Here is a 26,721-nt window from a genome sequence, read left to right on the forward strand (position 1 = left end):
GTCCCAATAGGCAGGTTGCGTGCACGCGCCAAGTCAGCGAGGGAACGTAACGAAGTCTGCGCCGTTTCCGGATCCTTAGGGTCGCATTCTGGAAGGACGACAGGTAATGAACCGCACATCCATCGCTGCGCTGGGCGCAATCGTTCTGCTCGGCACTGCGTTGGGCGGCTGTGCCACGCTGTTTTCAAAGCATCCGGTCGGCAACCAGGCGGTGCCGCAACCGGCCAAACCGGTTGAATTGTCGCGTTATCTGGGCCGTTGGTACGAAGTGGCGCGGTATGAGCAGGGCTTCCAGAAGGACTGCGACGGGGTGACCGCCGATTACGCGCTGCGCGATGACGGGATGATCGCGGTGATCAACACCTGCCGCAAGCCCGATGGCGCGGTCAAGCAAGCCAAAGGCAAAGCCAAAGTCGTCGACACTGCCACCGGCGCAAAACTGAAGGTCAGCTTCTTCGGGCCGTTTTACGGCGATTACTGGGTGCTGGACCATGCCGACGATTACAGCTGGGCGATCGTTGGCGAAGGTTCGGGCCGCTACCTGTGGCTGCTGTCCCGCGATGCGAGCCCCGGCCAGGCACGGATCGACGCGATGATCGCGCGCGCCGGGGCGATGGGTTACGATACCGCCATGCTGCGGATTACGAAGCAGCCGTGAGGCATCGAGGTCCTCTCCATTTTCACGAAGTGCAAATGGGGAGGTGGCAGTCGCGCAGCGACTGACGGAGGGGTCTCTGCCTTCGCGCCATCACCCCTCCGTCTCGCCTACGGCGATCCACCTCCCCATTTGTGGCATTCGCCAAAAATGGAGAGGACCTTGCTTCTAACGCCCGCCTGCCAGCAGCACTTCCACCACCCCCGGATCGGCCAGCGTCGAAATATCGCCAAGGTTTGACGTATCGCCCTCGGCGATCTTGCGCAGAATGCGGCGCATGATCTTGCCGCTGCGGGTCTTGGGCAGCGCGGGGGCGAAATGGATCACGTCGGGTGTGGCGATCGGGCCGATTTCCTTGCGCACCCAGGCCACCAGTTCGCGCCGCACATCGTCACCCGGTTCCTCGCCCGCGTTAAGCGTGACGTAGGCATAGATGCCTTGCCCCTTGATCTCGTGCGGCATGCCCACCACCGCGCTTTCGGCGACTTTGGCATGGGCGACCAGCGCGCTTTCCACTTCGGCCGTGCCCATCCGGTGGCCCGATACGTTGATCACATCATCCACCCGGCCGGTGATCCAGTAATAGCCGTCTTCATCGCGCTTGCAGCCATCGCCAGTAAAGTAGAGCCCCTTGTAGGTGCTGAAATAGGTCTGGAAGAAGCGTTCGTGATCGCCATAGACAGTGCGCATCTGCCCCGGCCATGACTGACGGATGCACAGGTTGCCCTCGGCCGGACCGTGCAGTTCGTTGCCCTCGGCATCGACGATCAGCGGCACCACGCCGAACATCGGGAAGCTGGCCGCGCCGGGTTTCAGCGCATGAGCGCCGGGCAGCGGCGTCATCATGGCTGCGCCGGTTTCGGTCTGCCACCAGGTATCGACAATCGGGCAGCGCCCATCGCCGACCACCCGCCAGTACCATTCCCACGCCTCCGGGTTGATCGGCTCACCCACAGAGCCAAGCAGGCGCAGCGATTTGCGGCTGGTCGCCTTCACGTAAGCATCGCCTTCGCGCATCAGCGCCCGCAGCGCGGTGGGCGCGCCATAGAAAATCTCCACCTGGTGGCGGTCAACGATTTCCCAGAACCGGCTGTGAGTGGGATAGTTCGGCACCCCTTCGAACATCACCGTGGTCGCGCCATTGGCGAGCGGGCCATAGACGACATAGCTGTGCCCGGTGACCCAGCCGACATCAGCCGCGCACCAGTAAATTTCGCCGGGGCGGTAATCGAACACATAGTGGTGCGTCATCGCCGCCCAGGTGAGATAGCCGCCGGTGGTGTGGAGCACGCCCTTGGGCTTGCCGGTGCTGCCCGAAGTATAGAGGATGAACAGCGGGTCTTCCGCGCCGATCTCCTCAGCCGGGCATTCCGCAGCAACCGCACTGCGCAGCTTGTGCCACCAGTGGTCGCGGCCTTCGGCCATGCCCACTTCGTTGCCGACATGGCGCACGACCAGCACTTCGCAAACCGACGGGCACTGTTCAAGCGCCGCATCGACATTGGCTTTGAGCGGGACCAGCTTGCCGCCGCGCATCCCGGCATCGGCGGTGATCTCCAGGGTGCTGTCACAGTCCTGGATTCGCCCGGCCAGCGCTTCGGGGCTGAACCCACCAAACACGATCGAATGGACCGCGCCGATCCGGGTGCAAGCCAGCATCGCCATCGCCGCTTCGGGGATCATTGGCATGTAGATCGTGATCCGGTCCCCGCGCCGCGCGCCCAGATCCTTCAGCGCATTGGCCATCCGGCAGACATCGGCGTGGAGTTCGCGGTAGGTGATCTTGCGCTGCTGATCGGGCTCATCGCCTTCCCAGATGATCGCTACCTGATCGCCGCGCGCTTCAAGGTGCCGGTCAAGGCAATTGGCCGAGACGTTGAGCGTACCATCGGAGAACCATTCGATCCCGAAATCGGCTTCATCAAACGAACAGCGGCTCAGCCTGGTCCACGGCTTGATCCAGTCAAGCCGGGCCGATTCCTCGCGCCAGAACGCCTCGGGCTCATTCAGCGCGCGGGCGGACTTTTCGGCGTAGTTCTCGGCATTGACGAAGGCGCGCGCGGCCCATTCGGCGGGGACGGGGTGGACGGTGGCCATGGCTCTCTCCGGGATTCGTGTTTGCAGGCGAGTTAGGGACCGCGCGGCCCCCGCGTCAATGGCCGCCATGCCGCAGTATGTCTGCGAGACCGGCTAGCGCGCCGTGAAATCCACCTTGTAGCCATAGCGCGCTTCAACCGGGGTGCCATCGGCGCGCTTGGCCGGGTTGAAGCGGATGCGCTGCATCACCAGCGGGCAGACCCGTGCGGTCGTATCAGCATCGACCGATGAACTTGCGACCGAGCAATCGCGGGCGCGGCCATCGGTGGTGACGGTGAAATGCACGATCACCCGCTTGCCAAAGCGGGTCTGGCGTCCGCCGGGGGGCACCGGGAAATCGCGCGAATCGTTGATCTGGCCTGAGCGGACCGAAGGCTTGGCCACGATCCCGCCCCCGCCCGATCCGTTGCCGGTGCCGCCCGCGCCGGTACCATCGCCCCGGCCCTGCGATCCGGTGCCGTTGCCGCTGGCGGCCGCGCCAGAGTTATCGGCGCTGCCGGTGCTGCTGGCCTTGGGCGCTGGCTTTACCGAAAGCGGGATCCTGGGTTCGGGGGCCTTGATGGCCTTGGCAATCGCCTTCTTGCCCGGGTCGCCCGCGTCGCCTGCGTCCTTGTCCCTGGTCGGCTGGGGCGGCGGCGGCGGCGGCGGGGATGGCGGCGGCGTTACCACCGTGACGTTGAACGTGGACAGCACCGACTTGACCACCGATGCGGCGAAATCGGGCGTAAACGCGCGGATCAGCCCGGCGATGACCAGGATATGGAATGCGATCACGGCCACGGTCACGCCCAGTCTGGTGCGCGCCGGCGGCGTGGGATCATAGTCGTCGTCGTCGATCAGGTCCGTGCTCATCCCTGCATCCTATGCCATCACCCGCGGCGGCGCGCAATTTGCACGACGATCCACAGCCTGTCGGCCCGCTCCGGTTCCCAAACTGGCCGCCAGCCGGTAGGAATGCGGCCATGACGCAGGGACTGGCGATCAATCGGCGCGCCGCGCTCAAAGGGCTCAGCCTTGGCGCGATCGGGCTTGCCCTGCCCTCGCTGGCGGGCTGCGGCGAACGCGCACAACTGAGTTTCGCCAACTGGGAAAGCTACCTTGGCGAAACGACGCTGGCCGATTTCAAGGACGCCAGCGGGATCGATGTCACCCTTGGCGCGATTGCCGATGAGAACGCGCTGTTCGATCAGCTTTCACGCGGCGATGTCCGGCTCGATCTGGTGATGGCGTCGAACCGGCTGGTTGAACGCCTGGGCAGCGCGGGGCTGCTGACCCCGATCAACAAGCCGCGTATCCCGAACCTGCGCAACCTTGATCCGCGCTTTGCCGATGCGCCTTATGATCCGGGCCGCAAGGTTTCGGTGCCTTACACCTGGCTCGCCTATGGGATTGGCTATCGCCGCTCGGCCGTGCCGATACCGCCGCGTGGGTGGCACGATCTGCTGACCAATCCGGCCTATGCCGGCAAGATTGCCCTGCCGGCCGATCCAGCCGATTTGCTGCGGATCGTGGGGCGCTCGCTGGGCAAGGGGGCCAATGCGATATCGCTGGACGATATCCCGGCGCTGGCGGCGCGGCTGCGCGATGTGCAGGGCCGGATCAAGGCCTTCCATACCGATAACGGCCAGGACCTGTTGCTTTCGAAGCAGGCCGATCTGGTCGCCGATTTCAACGGTGATATCGCGCAGGTGATGCTGGAAGACCCGGACATCGGCTTTGTCCACCCGGCCGAAGGCGCGGAGATGACCGCAGACAACCTGTGCATCCCTAAAAACGCCGCCAATCCGGAAAACGCGCACCGTTTCATCGACTATCTGCTGGGCGGGCAGGCCGGGATGCGGGTGATTGAGACGATCCTCTATCCCACCCCAAACCTGGCCGCCAAGGCACTGATGCCGCAGCAATACCAGACCAGCACCGTGCTGTTCCCCCCGCAAGAGGTGTTCGCCAAGCTGGAATATGCGCGCTGGAAGCCCGATCTCGACGTGGCGCTGGGCAAGGCGGCGCGCGCGGTGCTGGGAACGCCGGGTTAGGCCGTCACCAGTTGCGGTAGAGCGAAGGGTACGTCACCCGCAGCTTCTTCACCTTAGCCACGTCCCAGCGCTGGATATAGGGATGGTTCGGGTTGCGCCGCATGAAATCCTGATGATCCGCCTCGGCCGGATAGAACGGCCCGCTTTCGATTTTCGTCGCGATCCGGCCATTGAACGGTGCCTTGGCGTTGAGCGCGCGGATATAGGCCTGGGCAAAGCTGCGCTGCGCGGCGTTCTGCGGAAAGATCGCGCTGCGATAGCTGGGGCCGTCATCGGGATGCTGGCGGTTCACTTGCGTCGGATCATGCGCGACCACGAAATATATGCCCAGCAATTGACCGAGCGAGACCTTGGCCGGATCGTAAGTCACCTGGATGGCTTCGGCATGACCGGTGCGTTCGGTCGAGACGGCATCGTAATTGGCATCGGCGGCGCTGCCACCGGCATAGCCCGAGGTCACGTTGGTCACGCCCTTGACGTGTTCGAACACGCCTTCCATGCCCCAGAAACAGCCGCCCGCCAGCACGATCGTATCGGCGTGGGCGGGCAGCGGTGCTGCAGCGAGGGCCACGGATATTGCATAAAGCGCTCTTTTCATCGTCACGTCTCCTTCGCCCCCGAATTCGTTCACGTTCCGCAATAGGTTACAAAGCGCGGCGATCCTGTGGGCGCACCACGTTCAAACTGTTCCAGCCCATCGCGCCGCGCAAACGGCCTCGACACCGCATCCAGCAAAGCCTCAAGCGGCACCAGGTCGCCTGCCCCGGCTGCCGCCAGCGCGGCATCGGTCAGGTGATTGCGGGCCACGTAAAGCGGATTGGCCGCGTCCATCGCTGCGCGCCGGGTGGCGGCATCGCCCGGCTCTTCGGTCAGGCGGGTCTGCCAGCGATCGAACCACGGCCTAAGAGCATCCCGGTCGGTCAGTTCATCGGCAATGACGCCGTAACCGTGCTCCAGCGATGCGCCGAGCGCGCGGAACAGCCCGGTGAAATCGGCCTGCTGGCCTTCAAGCGCCGCGAACAGATCCTGCGCCAGGGCAAAGTCATCTTCGCGCGCATCGCCAAGGCCAAGCTTGGCGCGCAGTTCGGCCAGCCAGTAAGCCTCATAGCGCTGCGGCCACTTTTCGAGCAGCACCCGCGCCGCTTCGGTATCGCCCTCGTCCACCGCTGCGATTGCTTCGATCAGCGCACCGGCCAGCCGATAGAGGTTCCAGTGCGCCACGGCCGGCTGCTGGCCAAAGGCATAGCGGCCGTGGTGATCGATCGAGGAGAACACCTGCGCCGCCGCATAGGCATCGAGGAAAGCACAGGGGCCATAGTCGATCGTTTCGCCCGAGATGGTGACGTTGTCGGTGTTCATCACCCCGTGGACAAAGCCCAAGGCCATCCACCGCGCCACCAGCCGGGCCTGGGCATCGGCGACCGCTTCCAGCAGCGCCAGTGGGCGGTTGGCCGCGCCGGTGAGTGCGGGATAGTGCCGTTGCAGCGCATAGTCCGCCAGCAGCGCCACCGCCGCGCGGCCCTTGTGCGCCGCGGCCCATTCGAAGGTGCCGATGCGCAAGTGGCTGGCGGCGACCCGGGTCAGCACCGCACCGTGGTGCGGCTCCTCGCGCCACACCCCCTCACCGGTTGTCACTACGGCCAGACTGCGGGTGGTCGGCACACCCAGCGCCGCCATCGCTTCGGACATCAGGTATTCGCGAAGCGCCGCCGCCAGTGTGCTCTTGCCGTCGCCCCCGCGCGAATAGGGAGTAGTGCCCGAACCCTTGAACTGCAGATCGAACCGCGCGCCATCGCTCGCCACCACTTCGCCCAGCAACAGCGCGCGGCCATCACCCATCTGCGGATTGAAATGGCCGAACTGGTGCCCGGCATAGACCAGCGCCGCCGGTTCGCTGCCCGGCACCGGATCGCGGCCCGAGAGCCACCCGGCCAGCGTATCATCGCCCGCCGCGCGTCCGGGCAGGCCCAGCTGTGCCGCCAAGGTATCGTTGAACAGCACCATGCGGGGAGCCTTGGCGGGGTCCGCCTGCCAGGGCGCAAAGAACCCGTCGAGCTGCCGCACCAGCGTATTGTCAAAGCGCCAGACGGCGGTGTCAGTCAGCGATCTTCTCCAGCGACAGCGCATTCATGCAATAGCGCAGGCCCGAAGGCGCCGGGCCATCGGGGAAGACATGGCCCAGGTGCCCATCGCAGACGTTGCACAGCGCCTCGATCCGCTGCATCCCGTGGCTCTCGTCAAGGTGATAACCAACCACACCCGGCGCGACCGGCGCGGCAAAACTGGGCCAGCCGGTGCCGCTTTCAAACTTGGTGGCGCTGTCGAACAATTCGGTCCCGCAGCCCGCGCAAGCATAGCGGCCGGGCACGAACAGGCTGCACATTTCGTTCGAAAAGGCGCGCTCGGTGCCTTTGAGACGCAGCACCTCGTACTGGTCCGGGGTCAGCAGATCGCGCCATTCGTCTTCGCTGCGCTCATCGCGCCGCGGCGGCGGATTGGCTTCACCGCGGGCAAGACGGATGATGTCGTTCCAGTTCATGCCAATACTCCCGGTGCGACCCTGTGTGGGCGGCTCAGAACCCGGATATGGGCGCGCGCCGCCGGTTTTCCAAGCGCATCAGAACAAACGTGCCCCATTGGGCACCGGATGATCGGGGGCAAACAGGATCACTGCGCCCTGATCGTCGCCAAACCCCAGCGTCAGCACCTCGGACATGAATTTGCCGATCTGACGCGGGGGGAAGTTGACCACCGCCGCCACCTGCCGCCCGGGCAGGTCCTCGATGCGGTAACGATCGGTGATCTGCGCGCTCGATTTCCTGATGCCGATCGCGGGGCCGAAGTCGATCACCAGCTTGTAGGCCGGCTGGCGCGCTTCGGGGAACGGTTCGGCCGACACGATCGTGCCCACGCGGATATCGACGGCAAGGAACTGGTCAAAGCCGATCGGATCGGCAGCAGGCGCTTGCGGCGAATGGGCGAGATGCATGGCGGCGGGTCCTGTCAGGGATAAAGGTCAACCGTGTCGAAGGTGTCCAGCACTGCGGCGCGCAGCAAGGTCCGGTGGCAGCAGACGGGATCGCGTTCATAGCACAGCAGCGCGGTGCGCCGCTCGCCTGCCAGTTCGGCCAGCTGCGCCCCGGCGGCCATTGCCTCGGGCAGCTCGAGCTGGCCGGCATAGATCCGCTTCAGCGCTGCGTGATTGCCCGCCCGCGCCGCCGCGCGGCCATCGGCGGGCGTACCCAGCGCGCGGAAGTGGCGGTATTCGATGCCTGCCCCGGCCAGGTTCGCGGCCAGCGCGGTCTTGGAAAACCCCGGCCGACGCGAGGCTGCGATCGCGCGGACATCGGCCAGAACTTCTACCCCGGCCCCGGTCAGCGCCGCCAGAAAGGCAGCCATGGTGGTCTGCTCATAGCCAATCGTCCAGACCGTGGGCATCATTCCAGCTCCAGGATCACCGCGTCGACCGCCAGGCTTTCGCCCTGCCGGGCGTTGATCGATTTGACCGTTGCGGTCTTTTCGGCGCGCAGGATGTTTTCCATCTTCATTGCCTCGATCACCGCCAGCGGCTGTCCGGCTTCAACCTTGTCGCCCACCGCAACATTCAGCGACACCAGCAGCCCGGGCATCGGGCAGATCAGGAAGCGCGACAGATCGGGCGGGATCTTTTCGATCATGTGGCTGGTCAGGTGGGCAAGCCGCGCGGGTAAGACCTGAACCTTGTGGATCGCCCCGTGGGTGGTGAGTTTGAGCCCGGTGCGGGTCACTTCGACCTTCACGCCGTAATCCGCCTCGCCAATCGAAGCCTCAACCAGCCGCTCGCCGGGGGTATATTCCATCTCCAGATCGACCGGCTCACCGTCGACGGTCACGTCTTCATCAAGACTGACCAGGTGCGCCTTGCCACCAATGGTCACGCTCCAGTCGTAGGGCGGCTCGAGCTCGCCATTCAGCTGCTGGTCGGTCTGCCGGGCGCGATCGGCGCGTGCGGTCATGATGAACCCGGCGATGGCGGCCAGATGCTTGAGTGTCTCGGGTGAGGTTGCCGCGCCGGTAAAGCCGTCGGGGTATTCCTCGGCGATAAACCCGGTGGTGAGTTCGCCCGAGCGGAAACGCGGGTGCTGCATGATCGCGGAGACGAAATCGATGTTGTGGCCCAGCCCTTCGATCTCGAACCGGTCGAGCGCGGCGATCTGCTTGTCTGCGGCCTCGTTGCGGGTTTCGCCCCAGGTTACCAGCTTGGCGATCATCGGATCATAGAACATCGAGACTTCGCCGCCTTCGATCACGCCGTCATCGACGCGGATGCCGCCTTCTCCCCGGAGCTCACACAATAACGCTTCGTCACCCCGCATTTGATGCGGGGCTTGGCTTCCTTCTGCGACCTCGGCCGAAGAAAAGCCTTGGCCCGTGTCAAGCACGGGCTGACGTGAGAAGTGCGGAGTTGCGGGTGGTGAATACCGCACCAGCCGCCCGGTCGAGGGCAGGAACCCGCGATAGGGGTCTTCGGCATAGACGCGGTTTTCGATCGACCAGCCTTCGATCTTCACATCGTCCTGCGTCATCGCCAGCTTTTCGCCCGCCGCCACGCGGATCATCTGTTCGACCAGATCGATCCCCGTGATCGCCTCGGTGACGGGGTGTTCAACCTGCAGCCGAGTGTTCATTTCGAGGAAGTAGAAACTCTCACCGCTCGGGTCCGCTCCGCTGACGATCAGTTCGACCGTGCCCGCCGAATAATACCCCACCGCGCGGGCCAGCGCGACGCACTGTTCACCCATCGCCTTGCGCATCGCAGGCGTGACGAACGGCGACGGTGCTTCCTCCACCACCTTCTGGTGGCGGCGCTGGATGCTGCATTCGCGCTCGTTCAGGTAAAGGATGTTGCCGTGCTGATCGCCCAAGATCTGGATCTCGATATGGCGCGGATTGAGAATGAATTTCTCGATGAACACGCGCTCGTCGCCGAACGAATTGAGCCCCTCGCGCTGGGTCGCCTCGAAGCCTTCCTCAACGTCCTTGTCGTTATAGGCCAGCCGCATCCCCTTGCCGCCGCCGCCAGCCGATGCCTTCATCATCACCGGATAACCGATCGCGCGGCTGACCTGCAGCGCCTCGGCAGTATCGGCAATCGCCTCGGGCGAGCCGGGCACGGTATTGACGCCCGCCGTCTTGGCCAGCTTCTTGCTCTCGATCTTGTCACCCATCGCCGCGATCGCGCCAACGTGAGGCCCGATAAAGGCGATGCCGTTCTGCGCCAGTTCCTCGGCAAATGAAGTCCGCTCGGACAGGAACCCATAACCCGGATGCACCGCCTCAGCCCCGGTCTGCTTGCACGCCGCGATGATCTTGTCCGCGATCAGATAGCTTTGCGCGGCCGGCGAAGGCCCGATATGCACCGCTTCATCGGCCATCTGCACAAACGGCGCGCGGGCATCGGCATCGGAATAGACCGCGACCGTCTGGATACCCATGCGGCGCGCGGTCTTGATCACCCGGCAAGCAATTTCGCCGCGGTTGGCGATGAGGATTTTTTTGAACACTGTCGTTCCTATCGTTCAGTCTTTTCGCAGACATTCAGACCACCAAGCCCGCCGTCTTCTTTGCACTTGAAGCCGCACTCGTAGTCGCCTTGCACTTTTTCGCCTCCTTCGTAGATATTTAGGCGATCAAGGATGTTGCGCGCCGATTTCCGACATTCCTCCAAAGACGAAAAGGCCCCTATCGGAATATCGTCAGTCAGCACCGCTCCATTCGGATAGACCCATCCTTTCCAAGGTGCTTGATCGCATCCCGACAGAGCGAGTGCGAGGATCACAATTCGAAGGTTGTGGATCTTCAGCATACTTTCGCCTCACCTCCATCGTCACCCTGAACTTGTTTCAGGGTCCATCGTGCCCCGCAGGCCGAAGCTCTGCGGGGAGAAATGGATGCTGAAACTAGTTCAGCATGACGGTTATGGGGTGGAGGGGTGAGCGCCCGATCCATCACGTCGGCGCGCCTTCTATCATGAAGATGCGGGAATGGGCGGTGGTGTGGCGCAAGGCCGCGACCTGCCGGTATTCTTCGGAATGCCAGAAGGTCTCCGCCGCCGCCTTTGAGGGAAATTCGATCACCACCATGCGCTGCGTCGGCGCATCGCCTTCCAGCGCCGTGATGGGCCCGCCGCGCACCAGATAGCGTCCGCCGAACGCCGCGATCATCGGCGCAACGCCGCTGCGATAGGCTTCGAAGCCTTCCGCATCGTGGACCTCGACTTCGGCGATGAGGTAAGCCTTTGCTTGCGTTGCCATTTCAACAGCTCCTTTTCAAACCGGCTTGCGGGCCAGATAGACCCCCAGCGCCATGACCGCGATCCCCAGCGCGCGCTTGGCATTGAAGCTGGCCTGCATCGCGCCGAACAGCGCGAAGTGATCGATTGCAGCCGCCATGACCAATTGCCCCAGCAGCACGAAAAACACCGCATTGCCGACCCCGATCCTGGGCGCAGCAAAGGCAATCGCGGTGCCGTAAAACAGCATGAACACCGCGCCGAACCAGATGTACGGCTGTTGCATGTGCCACGCCTCGCGCGCCGGAAATCCGGTCAGCGCCACCAAAGCGAGCGCCAGCACCAGCCCAAAGGCAAAGGTCACCGCGGTCGAGGCAAACGGGCTGCCAAGTTGCGTCCCCAGCGCCGAATTGAACGCCGCGAAGATCGGAATGCCAATCCCGGTCGCGAACATCATGACGGCCAGCGGCAGGAAGGCCGATTGAGCGGGGTTGGTCATTGCGCAACCTCCATCTCGCTGCCTATCGGCGGCATGTTGTGGCCAAGCAGCCACAGCATATCAGCCGCGCATTCGACCACGTTGCTGCCCGGCTCATAGATCCCCTGCACCCCGGCCGGGTAATGCAACGCTTGCCATGCCACGCTTGTCATGCTACACACTCCATGTGATCGTGAGCTTCGCCAACCGCGCGACAGAGCGCTTTGCTCGGGACGGCAAGTCGAAATTCACTGGCATGGATGTGGCCAAGGCGATGGCGCGCTTGCAGGTGTTGCATGCTGCCACCTCGCTTAACGATATCCCGCCGCTGAAATCGGTCGGCTTGCATCCACTGGTCGGCGATCGGCAGGGCCAGTGGGCGATGACGATCAACGGGCCGTGGCGACTGGTCTTCCGGTTTGCCGATGGAAACGCCGAAGATGTTGATATTGTAGACTATCATTGAGGATTGAGCCGTGACCAAATTCGCTTTCGAACAAGTGCACCCCGGTGCCGTGCTGCGCGAAGAGCTTGAGGCGCGCGGCCTTTCCGCCAACGCTTTCGCGCTCAAGCTGCGCGTGCCCCCGCAGCGCATCCAGGATATTGTTGCCGAGCGACGCGGCATCAGCGTTGATACCGCATTACGGCTCGAAGCGAGCCTAGGAACGCCCGCCAGATTGTGGCTCGACATGCAATCGGCTTATGAGCTTTACCATGCCGAAGCGAAGTTCGGCGCGGCAGTGAAAAAGGAAGTGCTGGCGGCATAGTCAGGCATCCACCGGCGGCATGTTGTGCCCCAGCAGGCGCAGCATATCGGCCGCGCATTCGACCACGTTGCTACCCGGGCCATAGATTCCCTGGACCCCGGCCTCGCGCAGGTAGTCATAGTCCTGCGGCGGGATTACCCCGCCCGCAACCACCTTGATATCGGCGCGGCCCGCGTCCTTCAGCAGCCGGATCAGTTCGGGGACCAGTGTCTTGTGCCCCGCCGCCAGCGAGCTCGCGCCGACCGCGTCGACGTCCTTCTCCAGCGCCAGCGCGCAGGCTTCCTCAGGCGTCTGGAACAGCGGGCCGCTGCTGACATCAAAGCCCATATCGGTGAAGGCGCTGGCGATCACGTTGGCGCCGCGGTCGTGGCCGTCCTGGCCCATCTTGGCGACCAGCAGGCGCGGCGTGCGGCCGAGGCGGCGGGTGACGGCGGCGACGCCTTCGATCACCTGGGCATAGCGTGCGTCATCGGCATAGGCCGGGCCATAGACCCCCTTCACCGGGACCGGCTGGGTGGCGTAGCGGCCGAATGCCACCTCCATCGCATCGGAGATCTCGCCCAAGGTAGCGCGGGCGCGGGCAGCGCGCACGGCGAGGGCAAGGAGGTTAGATCCTCCCCGGTCCGGGGAGGTGGCATCGCGCAGCGATGACGGTGGGGAATCTCCGGCGAGCGCTGCGTTGTGCGGCGAGTCCCCTCCACCATCCTGCGGATGGTCCCCCTCCCCGTGCCGGGGAGGTACTTTCGCTGCCGCAGTCAGCTCCTTCAGCGCCGCCTGACATGCCGGTTCATCGCGCGCCGCCCGCGTTGCCTTCAGCCGCGCGATCTGCGCCTCGCGCACCGCGTGGTTGTCGATATCGAGCGTGTCGAGGTGCGCCTCTTGCGCGAGGCGGTACTTGTTGACCCCGACGATCACGTCCTCGCCCTTGTCGACGCGGGCCTGCCGGGCGGCGGCGGCTTGTTCGATCCGGGCTTTGGGCATGCCCGAAGCAACTGCCTTGGTCATCCCGCCCAGCCCATCGACTTCCTCGATCAAGGCCCAAGCCTGATCGACCAGTTCCGCAGTCAGCGCCTCGACGTAATATGACCCGCCCAGCGGATCGACCACGCGGGTGATCCCGCTTTCCTCGGCCAGCACGATCTGGGTGTTGCGCGCGATCCGGGCCGAGAAGTCGGTCGGCAAGGCAATCGCTTCATCGAGCGCGTTGGTGTGGAGGCTCTGCGTGCCGCCCAAAGTCGCGGCCATCGCCTCGATCGTGGTGCGGATCACGTTGGTATAAGGGTCTTGCTCCTGCAGCGAAACGCCGCTGGTCTGGCAATGGGTGCGCAGCATCTTGCTGCGTTCGTCCTTGGCCCCCAGCCCATCCATCACCCGGTGCCACAGCGTGCGTGCTGCCCGCAGCTTGGCCACTTCCATGAAGAAGTTCATGCCGATGCCGAAGAAGAACGAGAGCCTTCCGGCGAACGCGTCGATATCCAGCCCGGCCGCCATCGCGCGCGCGGCGTATTCCTTGCCATCGGCAATGGTGAAGGCCAGCTCCTGGACCGCCGTCGCCCCGGCCTCGTGCATGTGATAGCCCGAGATCGAGATCGAGTTGAACTTGGGCATATGCGCCGAGGTGTAGGCGATGATGTCCGAGACGATCCGCATGCTCGGCTCGGGCGGGTAGATATAAGTGTTGCGGACCATGAACTCCTTGAGGATGTCGTTCTGGATGGTCCCGTCGAGCTTGGACTGATCGACCCCCTGCTCTTCCCCGGCGACGATGAAAAACGCCAGGATCGGGATCACCGCCCCGTTCATGGTCATGCTGACGCTCATCTGATCGAGCGGAATCCCGTCGAACAGGATCTTCATGTCCTCAACCGAATCGATCGCCACACCGGCCTTGCCGACATCGCCGACCACGCGCGGGTGATCGCTGTCATAGCCGCGGTGGGTGGCGAGATCGAAGGCCACCGACAGCCCCTTTTGCCCTGCGGCGAGGTTGCGGCGGTAGAAGGCGTTGCTTTCCTCGGCGGTGGAGAATCCGGCGTATTGGCGGATCGTCCACGGACGGCCCGCGTACATCGAGGCGCGCACGCCGCGGGTGAACGGGGCGAAGCCCGGCAGGCCCGGATCGGGCGCGTCCTGATCCGTGTAGAGCGGCTTGATCGGAAACCCTTCAGGCGTGTTCCAGGTCAGGTCCTTGCCCTTGACCTCCTTGGTCGCGGCGGCCTGCCAATCGGAAACAGTCGGTTTGGTCATGTTCGTACCATTCAGGCCGCAGCGCTGGGCCGGGCAGAGACGCGCGCGTGCCAGGCGCGCAAGTGGGAGAGGTCATCCGGCACCGGCATGCCGATGAAGTCCGAAAAATCGACCGTGCACAGCAGCAGGATATCGGCGATCGAGAAGCTATCGGCGGCCAGAAATTCGCGGCCTTCCAGCGAGGCATCAAAGAACCGCATCGCATCGTGAATGCGCGGGCGGTTGCTTTCGCCCCATTCCAAGATGCGCCCCGGCAGCCGCTCGGTGAACTTGTGGGTGTGGACCCAGACCGCGCCAATCGGCGGCATCAGGATCATCTCGACCCGCCGGTTCCACATCTCGACCAGCGCCTGCTCCTTCGCGCCGGTGCCGAACAGCGGCGGCTCAGGCTGCAACCCTTCGAGATAACGGCAGATCGCAACGCTTTCAGCGATCACCGTTCCGTCATCGAGCTGCAGCGCCGGGGTCTGCCCGCGCGGGTTGAGCGCGGTGAACTCCGGCGCCTTGTGCTCGCGCGCCGGGATCGAAAGTTCGCGGCTTGGCAGGGCAATGCCCTTTTCCGCCGCGAAGATGCGCACCCGGCGCGGGTTGGGCGCGGGGTTGGGGCTGTTGAAGAACAGCATCACTTGCCCTGGAACGCAGGCTTGCGCTTCTGGATGAACGACAGCCCGCCTTCCATCGCATCGGCGCTGGCCCCGGCCACGCGCTGGCCTTCGGCCTCGGCCAGCAGCACCTGGCTGAGGGTGCCATCAAGCGCGGTCTGGATGTTGGCCTTCATCGTCGAGTACGACACCGTCGGACCTTCGGACAGCCGCGTGGCCAGCGCCATCGCCTCATCCATCAGCGCGCTATCCTCAACCGCCTTGTAGATCAGGCCCCAATCCTCGGCTTGGCTTGCACCGATCTTCTCGCCCAGCATCATCATCCGCGTGGCGCGGGCGCGGCCGATGGCGCGGGCCAGCAGCCAGGTCGATCCGCCATCGGGCACGAGGCCAATGTTGACGAAGGCCTGGAGGAAATAGGCGCTCTTGGCCGCCAGCACGAAATCGCCCGCCAAGGCGATCGAGCAGCCGACCCCCGCCGCCGCGCCGTTGACCGCGGTCACCACCGGCACCGGGCAGCGCAGGATCTGCGTGACCAGCGGGTTGTAGAAGTTCTGCAAGGCGCGGTGGCTGCCGCCCTTTTGCTCGATCGGGCTACGCTCACCGCGCGCAGCGAGGTCCGCGCCCGAACAGAAGCCCTTGCCCGCCCCGGTGATCAGCACCGCGCGCGCGTCCCCAAGATCATAGAACGCCGCGCCCAGTTCCTCGGCCAGCTGGATCGAGGCGGCGTTAAGCCGGTCGGGCCGGTTGAGCGTGAGCTTCAGCACATTGCCGATGCGCTCGGCGATAATCGTTTCGTAGTCAGCCACTTCAGAACTCCCTCTCAAATTCCAAAAACTCGTCACCCTGAACTCGTTTCAGGGTCCATTTCTCGTTTGAACCGATGCGCTGTTAGTCAGCAGAACGGCTCCGTTTTCGTTTTTCACCGCGCTCCGGACATTCGGCGCAATGGACCCTGGAACGCAGTGACCTTCGGTCAAACGAGTTCAGGGTGACGGCGTGTGCGCTAGTTTGACAAATGCGCCTCGTCCTTCGGCGTCTCCATAATCTCGGTCAGCACCCCGCCCATGTCGCGCGGGTGCACAAAGAAGATCAGCGTGCCATGCGCGCCGATCCGGGGTTCACCCAGTACGCGCTTGCCCATGGCTTCAAACTCGGCCTTGGCGGCGTGAATATCGGGCACTTCGTAGCACATGTGATGCTGCCCGCCGGCCGGGTTCTTCTCAAGGAAGCTGGCGATGGAGGTGTTGCCGGGCAGCGGCTCGACCAGCTCGATCTGGGTGCCTCCGCTATCCGACAACCCTGAGCCTGTCGAATGGGCGGGGGTATCGACGAAGCAGACCTTCACCCCCTGCGATTCCAGATCGAACGGTTCGTGGATCTTGGTCGCGCCCATGACGTCGCGATAGAACACGATCGAGTCCGCAATGGAGGGCGTGGCGACACCGATGTGGTTGAGGCGGCCTAGTTTCATGACACTTCTCCATACCCCCTACCCTCAGGGGAGGGGCAGCGAGACTTGGCAGCTTGCTGCCTTAGTCGCAGCGGGGTGGGGGTTCGGTGTTGCGTGCGTGACACAGCGGAGAGCCCCCACCCCAACCCCTCCCCGCCGGGGAGGGGCTTAGGCTGCGTTGCCACGCCGATATGATTGGGGCGGCTTAGTTTGATCATGATGTCCTGCAAGGAAACGCATCTTGAAGGGCAAAATTGATCAAGAGCGAAGCTGTGAGGTCGCGCTCCTTTGGGTTCCGCCTAAGCCAACCGACGACCACATCAGTGGCTTGATCGAGATTAACATTCGGCCGCAAACAAAACTGTCGTTCCAATTTATGCAAGCTAACCAATGTTTCGTGTTGATCAATCACACCTGCGACATATCCTAGGCACGCTAGATAACGTCTAGTGTAAGCTGGATCCGATTTTTCGGTATTGCATTCAGACAGGAGCTGATTTCCTGATTTGAATTTATGCAACGGTGGTTCGAACGTCAACGTAGCCATTGTCGCTGACGAACTGACAAAAAGTAAAGCTGAAGCTGCAAGGCTAAAGCGGAATATTGTCATGCTTTTTCCAAGGATTTTCAATATTTTTCCCCCGAAGCTTCCGCAGCCCCAGCGCAATCCGCCGCCGCGTGTTGCGCGGGTGGATCACCTCATCAATGAAGCCCTTGCTCGCCGCCACGAAGGGGTTGGCGAAGGCGTCTTCATATTCCTTGGTCCGCTCGGCAATCTTGTCGGGATCGCCGATGTCCGAGCGGAAGATGATCTCGACCGCGCCCTTGGCGCCCATCACCGCGATTTCGCCGGTCGGCCACGAATAGTTGAGATCGCCGCGCAGGTGTTTTGAGCTCATCACGCAGTAGGCCCCGCCATAGGCCTTGCGGGTGATCACGGTGATCTTGGGCACGGTTGCCTCGGCATAGGCGAACAGCAGCTTGGCGCCGTGCTTAATGATCCCGCCGTATTCCTGCGCGGTGCCGGGCAGGAACCCGGGCACGTCGACGAACGTCAGGATTGGAATTTCAAAGCAATCGCAGAACCGCACGAACCGCGCAGCCTTCTTGCTGGCATTGATATCAAGCACGCCGGCCAAGACCATCGGCTGGTTGGCCACCACGCCCACGGTGCGGCCTTCAATGCGGCCGAAACCGACCAGGATGTTGCCGGCATGGGTGGGCTGGATTTCGAAGAATTCGCCCTCGTCCAGTACCTTCTTGACTACTTCGTGCATGTCATAGGGCTGGTTGGCATTGGCCGGGATCAGGGTGTCGAGGCTGTCCTCGATCCGGTCCCACGGGTCAGACGTCGGCCGTTCGGGAACTCCGTCGCGGTTGTTGAGCGGCAGGTAATCGATCAGATCACGCGCGGTCAGCAGCGCCTCGATATCGTTCTCCAGCGCCAGGTCCGCGACCGAGGTCTTGGTGGAGTGCGTCACCGCGCCGCCCAGTTCCTCTTGCGTGACGATCTCGTTGGTCACGGTTTTCACCACGTCGGGCCCGGTGACGAACATGTAGCTCGAATCTTTCACCATGAAGATGAAGTCGGTCATCGCCGGGGAATAGACCGCCCCGCCCGCGCAGGGCCCCATGATCAGCGAAAGCTGCGGCACCACGCCGCTGGCCAGCACGTTGCGCTGGAAGATTTCGGTATAGCCGCCCAGGCTGGCCACGCCTTCCTGGATGCGCGCGCCGCCGCTGTCATTGAGGCCGATCACCGGCACCCCGATCTTCATCGCCGCGTCCATGATCTTGCAGATCTTCATCGCGTGGCGTTCCGAAACCGCGCCGCCGAACACGGTAAAATCCTGCGCATAGGCATAGACCAGCCGGCCGTTGATCGTGCCGCTGCCGGTCACCACCCCGTCGCCCGGAATGGTCTGGCTGGGCATCCCGAAATCGGTGCAGTTGTGCTCAACGTAAGAGCCGATCTCCTCGAACGAATCTTCGTCGAGCAGGATCTCCAGCCGCTCACGCGCTGTCAGCTTGCCCTTGGCGTGCTGCGCATCGATGCGCTTTTGCCCGCCGCCCGCGCGTGCAGCGGCGCGGCGGCGTTCCATTTCGGCGATGTTTGCGGACATTCTTACCCAATCCCATTAGTCCAAGCGTGCTGGATGCGGGGGGAAAGGGGCAATGTCCAATGCGAATTTGCAAAGTTGCGAAGTGCTAGTTTGCAAATTTCCGCGAAGCGGCCCATTCTTCTTCGCGCCTTTGCGCCTTTGCGTGAACCCATTCGAATTTCACGCAAAGGCGCAAAGGCGCGAAGAGGAAGCTGCCATGATCAAGCGCCGGATATTTGCTGGAGATCGGTTGAAGGCGCTGCGCGCTGAGCGGGGCTTGAATCAGGCGGCGATGGGGGAGTTGCTGGGGATCAGCACGTCCTATCTATCGCAGCTTGAACATGATGATCGCCCACTTACCCCGGCGCTGATCGAGCGATTGAGCCGGGCCTTTCCGCTCGATTGGCGCGAGATCGGGGTGGGGGCGGCGGAAACGCGGCTGGCGGCGCTGCGCGAGGCGAATGCCGATCCGCTGTTTGGCGATGCGCTGGATGCGGTGCAGCTGGCGCGCTTTGCCGAACAGCAGCCCATGCTGGCCGACCGCTTCGTGGCGCTGCACGAGGCCTATCGCCGCAGCGGGCAGCGGCTGCAGATGGTCGACGAGGCGCTGACCAGCGAGATCGGCACGCCGGCGCGCCTGCCATGGGAAGAAGTGCGCGACTGGTTTCACCTCGCCGGGAATTACGTCGATACGATCGACCGCGCGGCCGAGGCATTGGCCGGTCGGCTCGGCGGCCTCTCCCCCGGCACCGGGGCGATCGAGGATTATCTGCGTCAAGCGCTGTCGATCTCGCTGATCTATTCGGGCGTTGCAGGCCTGCGCAGTTTTGACGCCGAAATGGGCCACCTGACGATCGATCCCGGCCAGCCCGCCGAAAGCCGCCGGTTCCAGCTGGCCCACCAGCTGGCCGCCTTGGCGCTGAAGGACGAGATCGCTGCGGTGGTCGAAGCGGCGTCGCTGGGCAGCGCCGCCAGCCGCCAGCTGTTGTTCGTGGGCCTCTGCAATTATGCCGCGGGCGCGCTGCTGATGCCCTATGCGCGGTTCCGCATGCATGCGCGCGAGTTGCGCCACGATATCGACCGGCTGAGCCAGCAATTCGGCACCAGTTTCGAGCAGACCTGCCACCGGCTTTCAACCCTGCAGCGCGAAAGCCTGCGCGGGGTGCCGTTCTTCTTTTGCCGGGTCGATATGGCGGGCAACATCACCAAGCGCCATTCGGCCACGCGGCTGCAATTCGCCCGGTTCGGCGGGGCCTGCCCGCTGTGGATCGTGCACGAGGCGGTGGCGATCCCCGACCGGATCCTGGTGCAACTGGCCGAAACCCCCGACGGGGTGCGCTATGTCTCGATGGCCAAGGGGCTGGTCAAGCCGAGCGGCAGCTACACCCGCGCGCCGCGCCGCTATGCCGTGGCGCTGGGCTGCGAGGCGGAGCACGCTGCCGAATTCGTCTATGCCGATGGGCTGGACCTGACCAGTGAGCGCGCCGCGACCCGGATCGGCGTCTCGTGCCGCCTGTGCCCCCGCCCCGATTGCGATCAACGCGCCTTCCCGCCCAGCGACCGCCCGATCAGCGTTGACCCGGACAATCGCGGGGTGGTGCCTTACGCGCTGGCCTGATAGACAAATCCTCTCAAAGCCGAGAGGAAGGCCATGCAACTTCAGCATCTGCGCTATTTTGTGGCCCTTGCCCGGACCCGCCACTTTGCCATGGCGGCCAGCGAATGCGGGGTTTCGCAGCCGACTTTGTCCGCCGGGCTGGCCACGCTTGAGCACGAATTGGGCAAGCGGCTGGTCGAGCGTGATCGGCGCTTTATCGGGCTGACCGAGCAGGGCATGGCGATCCTGCCGTGGGCCGAAGCGGCGCTGGGCGCGGTGCGCGGGCTGGCCCAGGCGGCGGCCAGCGATGCTGCCGCGCTGTCGGGCGAATTCCGGCTGTTCGTGATCCCTTCGGCGCAGCCGCTGGTCGGGCCGTTTGGCGACGCGCTGTTGCGGTCCTATCCGGGGCTTACGCTGGCCGTAACCGCAGGCACATCGCGCGAGATCGAACATGCGCTGCACGCCAACGAGGTCGATGCCGGGCTGACCTACCTCGATCACGAACCGCCAACCAACATGCTGGTCGCCCCGCTCCACAACGAGCAATACCGTCTGATCGCGCGGGCCGGGACGGGGTTTGATGACCGCGCGGTGATCACTTGGGAAGAAGCTGCCAGCCTGCCGCTGTGCCTGCTCCACCAGGGCATGCAATACCGCCGGATTCTGGACGCGCAGTTCGCCCGGGCCGGGCTTTCGGTCAGTCCGAAATCGATCGCGGACAATTACATTTCGCTGTTCTCGCTGGTCCGATCGGGCCATTTCGTCTCGATCGTGCCCGATGCCTATGCCGGGCTGTTCGAAGGCGTTGACTGGTGCCGGTTCGTGCCGATCGAACCCGAGGTGCCGGTGCGGCGGATGGGGCTGGTGGTGGTGGGCCGCGATCCGCTCGGCTCGATGGCGCGGGCGGGGCTTATCGCGGCGCAGCAGTTCGAACCCGAAAGTATGATAGAGAAATTCTATCACCCTTCAAATCATTCGATTTGACGCGCGGGTGCGTCCACGCGCACGAGGGGCCATGGAACCGGGCAACCTCGATCAGATCATCGCCGCGCACGCCGGCCGCAAGGGCGCATTGCTGCCGATTTTGCACGAAATCCAGCGCGCCTTCGGCTGCATCGATCCTGCGGCAGAAAAGGCTGTGGCGCTGGCACTCAACCTCAGCCGCGCCGAAGTGCACGGGGTGGTCAGCTTCTACCACGATTTTACGCAGGCCCACGATCCGCGCCCGGTGGTGGAACTGTGCCGCGCCGAAGCCTGCAAGGCGCGCGGCGTCGAAGCGCTGGTGCCGGCGGCCGAAGCGGCGGCGGGCGAGCGGGTCAACCTGAAGGAAGTATACTGCCTCGGCCTGTGTTCGATGGGCCCCAGCGCGCGGATCGGCGGGCAGATCTACGCCGGGCTGGATGAGGCCGAACTGGTGCGACTGGTGAACATGGCATGACCACGGTGCGGATCTCCGACGATGCCATGGCGGTGGCACTGGGCGCAGACGCGCTGGCGGCGGCATTCGTGGCGGCGGGCTGCACGGTCGAACGGACCTCAAGCTGGGGCATGCATTGGCTGGAACCGCTGGTTGAAATCAATGGCCAGGGCTTCGGCCCGGCACGGCTGGACGATGTCGCGGCGATCCTGGGTGGCAGCAGCGCCAAGGCGATCGGGGTGATTGCCGATCACCCGTTCATCACCGGCCAGCAGCGCCTGACCTTTGCTCGTGCGGGCAAGACCCGCCCGCTCAGCCTTGAAGACTACCAGGCCACCGGCGGCTGGTCTGCGCTGACCCGAGCCCGGGCGATGGAGCGCGCCGATGTGGTCGCCGAAGTGATCGAAAGCGGGCTGCGCGGGCGCGGCGGCGCTGGCTTTCCTGCCGGGATCAAGTGGCGCACCGTGATGGAAGCAGCGGGCGACGAGAAATACATCGTGTGCAACGCCGACGAGGGCGACAGCGGCACGTTTGCCGACCGGATGCTGATGGAAGGCGATCCGTTCCAGCTGATCGAGGGCATGGCGATTGCCGCTCACGCGGTTGGCGCAGGCCAGGGCTACATCTACGTCCGCAGCGAATATCCGCACGCGATTGCCAAGCTGAACGCGGCAATCGAACTGGCCGCGCGACACATCGCGCCGTTCCAGCTTGAAGTCCGCGTTGGTGCCGGGGCCTACGTGTGCGGCGAGGAAACCTCGCTGCTCAACTCGATCGAGGGCAAGCGCGGCGAAGTGCGCGCCAAGCCGCCGCTGCCTGCACTGGAAGGGCTGTTTGGCAAGCCGACCGTGGTCAACAATGTGCTGACGCTGGCAGCAATCCCGCACATCATGGCCGAGGGCGGCTCCGGGCTTTACGCGCAGCTCGGGATTGAACGCTCCAAGGGCACCATGCCGATCCAGCTGGCCGGCAATATCAAGCATGGCGGGCTGTATGAGACGGCCTTCGGGATCACGCTGGAAACGCTGGTCAACCAGATTGGCGGCGGCACGGCATCGGGCCGCCCGGTGAAGGCGGTGCAGGTCGGCGGGCCGCTGGGGGCCTATATCCACCCCGATCAGTTCCACCTGCCGTTCGATTATGAGGCCTATACCCTGGCCGATGCGCTGATCGGGCACGGCGGGATCACGGTGTTCGATGACAGCGCCGATATGGGCGCGATGGCGCGCTTCGCGTTCCAGTTCTGCGCCGCAGAAAGCTGCGGCAAGTGCACCCCGTGCCGGATCGGTTCGACCAGAGGCGTCGAACTGATCGACCGGATCCGCGCGGGCGGCAAGGTCCACGCCGATGCGGTGGAAGCGCTTCCGCAGATGCACAACGCCCGCAAGGCCGGGCGCAGCCGCGATGAAGAGCTGGCGCTGCTCGACGATCTGATGGAGGCGATGCAGTTCGGCTCGCTCTGCGCGCTGGGCGGGTTCACACCGTATCCGGTGCGCTCGGCCCTGAAGCATTGGCCGGAGGATTTCTCGTGATCCTGGGTGCAGTCCTGGCCGGCGGGCAATCCAGCCGCTTTGGCAGCGACAAAGCGCTGGCCGTGCTGCACGGCGAGACGCTGATGATCCGCGCCATCGATATGCTGTCGGGCTGGTGCGAAAAAGTGGTTGTGGTCGGGCGCGAATTCGCCCCTGCCCCGACCTTGCCCGACCGGCCGCGCGCTGGCCTCGGTCCGCTCGGCGGGATTGCCGCCGCGCTCTACGATGCGCGCGACGAAGGCTATGATCTGGTGCTGACTTGCGGGGTCGATTCCGGCGGCCTGCCCGAGGGCCTGCCCGGCCTGCTCAGCCCGGCCCCCGCCTATCTGACCGATCAACCGGTGGTCGGGCTGTGGCCGGTCAGTGCAATCGCCGCAATCGAAGCGATCCTGCACGGCGATGGCCGCCATTCGATGCGTGCCTTTGCCGAAGCGATCGGCGCCCGCGCGGTCCAGCCCGCGCACCCCAGTATCAACATCAACACGCCGGAAGATCTGGCGCAGGCGGAGAAGCATCGTGGGCTATGAACGCCAGGCCGATTTCGGCACCCCGGAAGTCCTGTCCGAAACGCAGGTGACCCTGCTCATCGACGGGCGCGCAGTCACCGTTCCGGCCGGCACCAGCGTGATGCGCGCGGCCAAGGAATGCGGCGGATCGATCCCCAGCCTGTGCGCGACAGACAGCGTCGCCGCGTTCGGATCGTGCCGGATGTGTCTGGTCGAAATCGATGGCGCGCGCGGCACCCCGGCCAGCTGCACCACCCCGGTGGCCGAAGGGATGGTGGTCCACACCCAGACCGACAAGCTCGCGCGGATCCGCAAGTCGGTGATGGAACTCTACATCTCCGATCACCCGCTCGATTGCCTGACCTGCAGCGCCAACAACGATTGCGAACTGCAGGATACCGCCGCCGAAGTGGGCCTGCGCGATGTGCGTTATGGCTATGAAGGCGCGAACCACATGGGGCAGGCCGACGATACGTCGAACCCCTATTTTGCGTTCGAGCCCGACAAATGCATCACGTGTTCGCGCTGTGTGCGGGCCTGCGATGAAGTGCAGGGCACGCTGGCGCTGGCGGTCAACGGGCGCGGGTTTGGTTCCAAGATCGGCGCGGGGCAGCTTGAAGACAGCTTCATGTCGAGCGACTGCGTCAGCTGCGGCGCTTGCGTCCAGGCCTGTCCGACCAGCGCCTTGATGGAAAAGAGCGTCAAGGCGATCGGCAAGCCCGAACGCGCGGTGATCACTACCTGCGCCTATTGCGGAGTTGGCTGCACCTTCCGCGCCGAGATGAAGGGCGAACAGCTGGTCCGGATGGTGCCGTGGAAAGACGGCAAAGCCAACCGCGGCCATAGCTGCGTCAAGGGCCGCTTCGCCTGGGGCTATGCCAACCATCAGGACCGGATCACCAAGCCGATGATCCGCGAGAGCATCGAGGAGCCGTGGCGCGAGGTCAGCTGGACCGAGGCGCTCAGCTACACCGCCGACAAGCTCAACGCGATCAAGGCCGAGCACGGCCCGCGCGCGCTGGGCGGGATCACCTCCAGCCGCTGCACCAATGAAGAGACCTTCCTGGTCCAGAAGCTGGTGCGCGCCGGGTTCGGATCGAACAACGTCGATACCTGCGCCCGGGTGTGCCATTCGCCGACCGGCTATGGCCTGTCGAAGACCTTCGGCACCAGCGCCGGTACGCAGGACTTTGACTCGGTAATGGACGCCGATGTGGTGATGGTGATCGGCGCCAATCCCACCGATGGCCACCCGGTTTTCGCCAGTCGGCTGAAGCGTCGCCTGCGCCAGGGGGCCAAGCTGATCGTGATCGACCCGCGCCGGATCGATCTGGTCCATTCGCCGCATATCGATGCCGCGCACCATCTGGCGCTGCAACCAGGCACCAATGTTGCCGTGCTGACCGCGATGGCCCACGTGATCGTCACCGAAGGGCTGGCCGATGAAGCGTTCATCAACGAGCGCTGCGAGATCGATGCGTATCAGGACTGGGCGCGGTTTGTTGCGGAGGAACGCCACAGCCCCGAAACGCTGGAGCCGGTCACCCGTGTTCCCGCGCAGGAATTGCGCGCAGCCGCGCGGCTGTTCGCCACCGGCGGTAACGGTGCGATCTATTACGGGCTGGGCGTGACCGAACACAGCCAGGGTTCGTCCACCGTGATGAGTATCGCCAACCTCGCGATGGCCACCGGCAACATCGGCCGCCGCGGTGTGGGCGTGAACCCCTTGCGCGGCCAGAACAACGTGCAGGGCGCCTGCGACATGGGCAGCTTCCCGCACGAACTGCCGGGCTATCGCCATATCTCGGGCGCGGCGGTGCGCGAGCTGTTCGAAGCGGACTGGAACGTTGCGCTCGATCCCGAACCGGGGCTGCGCATCCCCAACATGCTCGATGCCGCGCTCGATGGCAGCTTCCGCGCGCTTTACGTGCAGGGTGAGGACATTCTGCAATCCGATCCCAACACGCACCATGTGGCGGCGGGGCTGAAAGCGATGGAACTGGTGATCGTCCATGACCTGTTCCTCAACGAAACCGCCAACTACGCGCACGTGTTCCTGCCGGGCTCCACCTTCCTCGAGAAGGACGGCACCTTCACCAACGCCGAACGCCGGATTCAGCTGGTCCGCAAGGTGATGGAACCGGCCGGCGGCTATGCCGATTGGGAAGTGACGCAGGAACTGGCCAAGGCGATGGGGCTGGGCTGGAACTATCAGCACCCAAGCGAAATCATGGACGAGGTTGCGCGGCTGACCCCGACGTTCGCCGGGGTCTCTTTCGCCCGGCTCGACGCCGAAGGCTCGTTGCAATGGCCGGTCAACGCCGCCAGTCCCGATGGCAGCCCGATCATGCACGTCGATGGCTTCGTGCGCGGCAAAGGCAAGTTCATCGTCACCGATTACGTGCCGACCGACGAGAAGACCGGGCCGCGCTATCCGCTGCTGCTGACCACCGGGCGCGTGCTCAGCCAGTACAATGTCGGCGCGCAGACCCGGCGCACTGAAAACAACGTCTGGCACGAGGAAGACGTGCTCGAAATGCATCCGCTAGATGCCGAAAACCGGGGCCTCAAGCACGGTGACTGGACCCGCCTTGCCAGCCGCACTGGCGAGACCACGCTGCGCCTGACCGTGACCGATCGGGTTGCGCCGGGCGTGGTCTACACCACCTTCCACCACCCCGCGACGCAGGCCAACGTGGTCACCACCGACTATTCCGACTGGGCGACCAATTGCCCCGAATACAAGGTCACCGCGGTGCAGGTGCTGCCCAGCAACGGCCCCAGCGAGTGGCAGGAAAGCTATGCCAGCTGGTCCGACAAGAGCCGCCGCGTGGCGCGCGTTCCGGCAGAGTGACTGATTTGTTGCGGTACGCCTGCATCTCCCTCCCGCTTGCGGGAGGGGTCAGGGGTGGGCCCGTCGGTTGCTGCGCCCTGCCTGGAGAGTGGCCCACCCCCAGCCCCTCC

Annotated in this window: 28 protein-coding genes; 10 read left to right on the top strand and 18 right to left on the bottom strand. The window is 64.4% G+C overall.

Annotated features, from left to right (window positions below; genetic code table 11):
- Positions 1-106: 106 nt before the first annotated feature.
- Positions 107-658, top strand: a complete 552-nt coding sequence (locus tag RMN99_RS09455) for a lipocalin family protein (RefSeq protein WP_309623067.1) — start codon at positions 107-109, stop codon at positions 656-658.
- Between the two features lie 165 nt (positions 659-823).
- On the opposite strand, the gene acs is transcribed toward RMN99_RS09455, so the two are convergent.
- On the bottom strand, positions 824-2,752 hold the full coding sequence (gene acs / locus RMN99_RS09460) for an acetate--CoA ligase (protein ID WP_309623068.1): 1,929 nt from the start codon (positions 2,750-2,752) through the stop codon (positions 824-826).
- A 93-nt stretch (positions 2,753-2,845) separates the two neighbouring features.
- On the bottom strand, positions 2,846-3,604 hold the full coding sequence (locus tag RMN99_RS09465) for an energy transducer TonB (RefSeq protein ID WP_309623069.1): 759 nt from the start codon (positions 3,602-3,604) through the stop codon (positions 2,846-2,848).
- A gap of 110 nt (positions 3,605-3,714) precedes the next feature.
- On the opposite strand from RMN99_RS09465, the gene RMN99_RS09470 reads away from it, so the two are divergent.
- A complete protein-coding gene (locus RMN99_RS09470; RefSeq protein WP_309623070.1) occupies positions 3,715-4,785 on the top strand; it encodes a spermidine/putrescine ABC transporter substrate-binding protein in 1,071 nt (356 codons plus the stop codon).
- A 4-nt stretch (positions 4,786-4,789) separates the two neighbouring features.
- Here RMN99_RS09470 and msrA read toward each other — a convergent pair whose 3' ends face one another.
- The 10 genes from msrA to RMN99_RS09520 all read right to left on the bottom strand — a co-directional run bounded on the left by msrA (position 4,790) and on the right by RMN99_RS09520 (position 11,707).
- Positions 4,790-5,383, bottom strand: coding sequence for a peptide-methionine (S)-S-oxide reductase MsrA (gene msrA / locus RMN99_RS09475; RefSeq protein ID WP_309623071.1), 594 nt, complete (start codon positions 5,381-5,383; stop codon positions 4,790-4,792).
- 29 nt (positions 5,384-5,412) lie between these two features.
- Positions 5,413-6,912: a protein adenylyltransferase SelO family protein gene (locus RMN99_RS09480; protein WP_309623072.1), complete on the bottom strand. Its 1,500-nt coding sequence runs from the start codon at positions 6,910-6,912 to the stop codon at positions 5,413-5,415.
- Entirely contained in the window at positions 6,881-7,324 is a 444-nt protein-coding gene (msrB, locus tag RMN99_RS09485) for a peptide-methionine (R)-S-oxide reductase MsrB (RefSeq protein ID WP_309623073.1), read from the bottom strand. The genes RMN99_RS09480 and msrB overlap by 32 nt, the downstream gene beginning before the upstream one ends.
- A gap of 78 nt (positions 7,325-7,402) precedes the next feature.
- Complete coding sequence (locus tag RMN99_RS09490) at positions 7,403-7,774, bottom strand: tRNA-binding protein (RefSeq protein ID WP_309623074.1); 372 nt, start codon at positions 7,772-7,774, stop codon at positions 7,403-7,405.
- A 14-nt stretch (positions 7,775-7,788) separates the two neighbouring features.
- Positions 7,789-8,223: a DUF488 domain-containing protein gene (locus tag RMN99_RS09495; protein ID WP_309623075.1), complete on the bottom strand. Its 435-nt coding sequence runs from the start codon at positions 8,221-8,223 to the stop codon at positions 7,789-7,791.
- Positions 8,223-10,328, bottom strand: a complete 2,106-nt coding sequence (locus RMN99_RS09500; RefSeq protein WP_309623076.1) for an acetyl/propionyl/methylcrotonyl-CoA carboxylase subunit alpha — start codon at positions 10,326-10,328, stop codon at positions 8,223-8,225. The genes RMN99_RS09495 and RMN99_RS09500 overlap by 1 nt, the downstream gene beginning before the upstream one ends.
- 8 nt (positions 10,329-10,336) lie before the next feature.
- Positions 10,337-10,630 carry a hypothetical protein gene (locus RMN99_RS09505; protein WP_309623077.1) on the bottom strand — a complete coding sequence of 98 codons (294 nt, stop codon included), beginning with the start codon at positions 10,628-10,630 and terminating at the stop codon, positions 10,337-10,339.
- A 142-nt stretch (positions 10,631-10,772) separates the two neighbouring features.
- Positions 10,773-11,078, bottom strand: a complete 306-nt coding sequence (locus RMN99_RS09510) for a DUF1330 domain-containing protein (RefSeq protein WP_309623078.1) — start codon at positions 11,076-11,078, stop codon at positions 10,773-10,775.
- 15 nt (positions 11,079-11,093) lie between these two features.
- Positions 11,094-11,555 (bottom strand): DMT family transporter, encoded by a 462-nt coding sequence (locus tag RMN99_RS09515; RefSeq protein WP_309623079.1) that lies wholly within the window; start codon positions 11,553-11,555, stop codon positions 11,094-11,096.
- Positions 11,552-11,707: a hypothetical protein gene (locus RMN99_RS09520; protein WP_309623080.1), complete on the bottom strand. Its 156-nt coding sequence runs from the start codon at positions 11,705-11,707 to the stop codon at positions 11,552-11,554. The genes RMN99_RS09515 and RMN99_RS09520 overlap by 4 nt, the downstream gene beginning before the upstream one ends.
- A gap of 14 nt (positions 11,708-11,721) precedes the next feature.
- On the opposite strand from RMN99_RS09520, the gene RMN99_RS09525 reads away from it, so the two are divergent.
- Positions 11,722-12,000 (top strand): type II toxin-antitoxin system RelE/ParE family toxin, encoded by a 279-nt coding sequence (locus RMN99_RS09525; protein ID WP_309623081.1) that lies wholly within the window; start codon positions 11,722-11,724, stop codon positions 11,998-12,000.
- A gap of 10 nt (positions 12,001-12,010) precedes the next feature.
- The gene (locus RMN99_RS09530; protein ID WP_309623082.1) at positions 12,011-12,301 is read left to right on the top strand and encodes a HigA family addiction module antitoxin; all 291 of its coding nucleotides are present in this window, start codon (positions 12,011-12,013) and stop codon (positions 12,299-12,301) included.
- Here RMN99_RS09530 and scpA read toward each other — a convergent pair whose 3' ends face one another.
- From scpA to RMN99_RS09555, 6 genes are all read right to left on the bottom strand, one after another.
- Positions 12,302-14,548, bottom strand: coding sequence for a methylmalonyl-CoA mutase (scpA, locus tag RMN99_RS09535; protein WP_309623083.1), 2,247 nt, complete (start codon positions 14,546-14,548; stop codon positions 12,302-12,304).
- A gap of 11 nt (positions 14,549-14,559) precedes the next feature.
- Positions 14,560-15,171 carry a glutathione S-transferase family protein gene (locus tag RMN99_RS09540; RefSeq protein ID WP_309623084.1) on the bottom strand — a complete coding sequence of 204 codons (612 nt, stop codon included), beginning with the start codon at positions 15,169-15,171 and terminating at the stop codon, positions 14,560-14,562.
- On the bottom strand, positions 15,171-15,959 hold the full coding sequence (locus tag RMN99_RS09545) for an enoyl-CoA hydratase-related protein (RefSeq protein WP_309623085.1): 789 nt from the start codon (positions 15,957-15,959) through the stop codon (positions 15,171-15,173). The genes RMN99_RS09540 and RMN99_RS09545 overlap by 1 nt, the downstream gene beginning before the upstream one ends.
- Positions 15,960-16,156: 197 nt before the next feature.
- Positions 16,157-16,624 (bottom strand): methylmalonyl-CoA epimerase, encoded by a 468-nt coding sequence (gene mce, locus RMN99_RS09550; protein ID WP_309623086.1) that lies wholly within the window; start codon positions 16,622-16,624, stop codon positions 16,157-16,159.
- A gap of 193 nt (positions 16,625-16,817) precedes the next feature.
- Entirely contained in the window at positions 16,818-17,213 is a 396-nt protein-coding gene (locus tag RMN99_RS14390; RefSeq protein ID WP_409035247.1) for a Rap1a/Tai family immunity protein, read from the bottom strand.
- Positions 17,194-18,726 (bottom strand): acyl-CoA carboxylase subunit beta, encoded by a 1,533-nt coding sequence (locus tag RMN99_RS09555; RefSeq protein WP_309623087.1) that lies wholly within the window; start codon positions 18,724-18,726, stop codon positions 17,194-17,196. The genes RMN99_RS14390 and RMN99_RS09555 overlap by 20 nt, the downstream gene beginning before the upstream one ends.
- 196 nt (positions 18,727-18,922) lie before the next feature.
- Between RMN99_RS09555 and RMN99_RS09560 the strand changes: the two genes are divergently transcribed.
- The 6 genes from RMN99_RS09560 to fdhF are packed head-to-tail and all read left to right on the top strand — an operon-like array spanning position 18,923 to position 26,611.
- On the top strand, positions 18,923-20,323 hold the full coding sequence (locus RMN99_RS09560) for a short-chain fatty acyl-CoA regulator family protein (protein WP_309623088.1): 1,401 nt from the start codon (positions 18,923-18,925) through the stop codon (positions 20,321-20,323).
- Between the two features lie 33 nt (positions 20,324-20,356).
- Positions 20,357-21,286, top strand: coding sequence for a LysR family transcriptional regulator (locus tag RMN99_RS09565; protein ID WP_309623089.1), 930 nt, complete (start codon positions 20,357-20,359; stop codon positions 21,284-21,286).
- A gap of 31 nt (positions 21,287-21,317) precedes the next feature.
- The gene (locus tag RMN99_RS09570; RefSeq protein WP_309623090.1) at positions 21,318-21,740 is read left to right on the top strand and encodes an NAD(P)H-dependent oxidoreductase subunit E; all 423 of its coding nucleotides are present in this window, start codon (positions 21,318-21,320) and stop codon (positions 21,738-21,740) included.
- Positions 21,737-23,251 (top strand): NADH-ubiquinone oxidoreductase-F iron-sulfur binding region domain-containing protein, encoded by a 1,515-nt coding sequence (locus tag RMN99_RS09575; RefSeq protein ID WP_309623091.1) that lies wholly within the window; start codon positions 21,737-21,739, stop codon positions 23,249-23,251. The genes RMN99_RS09570 and RMN99_RS09575 overlap by 4 nt, the downstream gene beginning before the upstream one ends.
- Entirely contained in the window at positions 23,248-23,778 is a 531-nt protein-coding gene (locus RMN99_RS09580; RefSeq protein WP_309623092.1) for a molybdenum cofactor guanylyltransferase, read from the top strand. The genes RMN99_RS09575 and RMN99_RS09580 overlap by 4 nt, the downstream gene beginning before the upstream one ends.
- Positions 23,768-26,611 carry a formate dehydrogenase subunit alpha gene (gene fdhF / locus RMN99_RS09585; protein WP_309623093.1) on the top strand — a complete coding sequence of 948 codons (2,844 nt, stop codon included), beginning with the start codon at positions 23,768-23,770 and terminating at the stop codon, positions 26,609-26,611. The genes RMN99_RS09580 and fdhF overlap by 11 nt, the downstream gene beginning before the upstream one ends.
- The last annotated feature ends 110 nt before the right edge of the window (positions 26,612-26,721 follow it).

Origin of the sequence: Novosphingobium sp. (genome assembly GCF_031417815.1) — a bacterium.
In the GTDB taxonomy this organism is placed as follows: Bacteria; Pseudomonadota; Alphaproteobacteria; order Sphingomonadales; family Sphingomonadaceae; genus Novosphingobium.

Coding starts and splice junctions, on each gene's coding strand:
- RMN99_RS09570 (WP_309623090.1), top strand. CDS start 21,318: ATGGAACCGGGCAACCTCGATCAGATCATCGCCGCGCACGCCGGCCGC.
- RMN99_RS09575 (WP_309623091.1), top strand. CDS start 21,737: ATGACCACGGTGCGGATCTCCGACGATGCCATGGCGGTGGCACTGGGC.
- RMN99_RS09495 (WP_309623075.1), bottom strand. CDS start 8,223: ATGCCCACGGTCTGGACGATTGGCTATGAGCAGACCACCATGGCTGCC.
- RMN99_RS09470 (WP_309623070.1), top strand. CDS start 3,715: ATGACGCAGGGACTGGCGATCAATCGGCGCGCCGCGCTCAAAGGGCTC.
- RMN99_RS09515 (WP_309623079.1), bottom strand. CDS start 11,555: ATGACCAACCCCGCTCAATCGGCCTTCCTGCCGCTGGCCGTCATGATG.
- RMN99_RS09520 (WP_309623080.1), bottom strand. CDS start 11,707: ATGACAAGCGTGGCATGGCAAGCGTTGCATTACCCGGCCGGGGTGCAG.
- mce (WP_309623086.1), bottom strand. CDS start 16,624: ATGAAACTAGGCCGCCTCAACCACATCGGTGTCGCCACGCCCTCCATT.
- msrA (WP_309623071.1), bottom strand. CDS start 5,383: ATGAAAAGAGCGCTTTATGCAATATCCGTGGCCCTCGCTGCAGCACCG.
- RMN99_RS14390 (WP_409035247.1), bottom strand. CDS start 17,213: ATGACAATATTCCGCTTTAGCCTTGCAGCTTCAGCTTTACTTTTTGTC.
- acs (WP_309623068.1), bottom strand. CDS start 2,752: ATGGCCACCGTCCACCCCGTCCCCGCCGAATGGGCCGCGCGCGCCTTC.
- msrB (WP_309623073.1), bottom strand. CDS start 7,324: ATGAACTGGAACGACATCATCCGTCTTGCCCGCGGTGAAGCCAATCCG.
- RMN99_RS09540 (WP_309623084.1), bottom strand. CDS start 15,171: ATGCTGTTCTTCAACAGCCCCAACCCCGCGCCCAACCCGCGCCGGGTG.
- RMN99_RS09510 (WP_309623078.1), bottom strand. CDS start 11,078: ATGGCAACGCAAGCAAAGGCTTACCTCATCGCCGAAGTCGAGGTCCAC.
- RMN99_RS09565 (WP_309623089.1), top strand. CDS start 20,357: ATGCAACTTCAGCATCTGCGCTATTTTGTGGCCCTTGCCCGGACCCGC.
- RMN99_RS09465 (WP_309623069.1), bottom strand. CDS start 3,604: ATGAGCACGGACCTGATCGACGACGACGACTATGATCCCACGCCGCCG.
- scpA (WP_309623083.1), bottom strand. CDS start 14,548: ATGACCAAACCGACTGTTTCCGATTGGCAGGCCGCCGCGACCAAGGAG.
- RMN99_RS09560 (WP_309623088.1), top strand. CDS start 18,923: ATGATCAAGCGCCGGATATTTGCTGGAGATCGGTTGAAGGCGCTGCGC.
- RMN99_RS09480 (WP_309623072.1), bottom strand. CDS start 6,912: ATGCGCTGTCGCTGGAGAAGATCGCTGACTGACACCGCCGTCTGGCGC.
- RMN99_RS09455 (WP_309623067.1), top strand. CDS start 107: ATGAACCGCACATCCATCGCTGCGCTGGGCGCAATCGTTCTGCTCGGC.
- RMN99_RS09555 (WP_309623087.1), bottom strand. CDS start 18,726: ATGTCCGCAAACATCGCCGAAATGGAACGCCGCCGCGCCGCTGCACGC.
- RMN99_RS09505 (WP_309623077.1), bottom strand. CDS start 10,630: ATGCTGAAGATCCACAACCTTCGAATTGTGATCCTCGCACTCGCTCTG.
- RMN99_RS09490 (WP_309623074.1), bottom strand. CDS start 7,774: ATGCATCTCGCCCATTCGCCGCAAGCGCCTGCTGCCGATCCGATCGGC.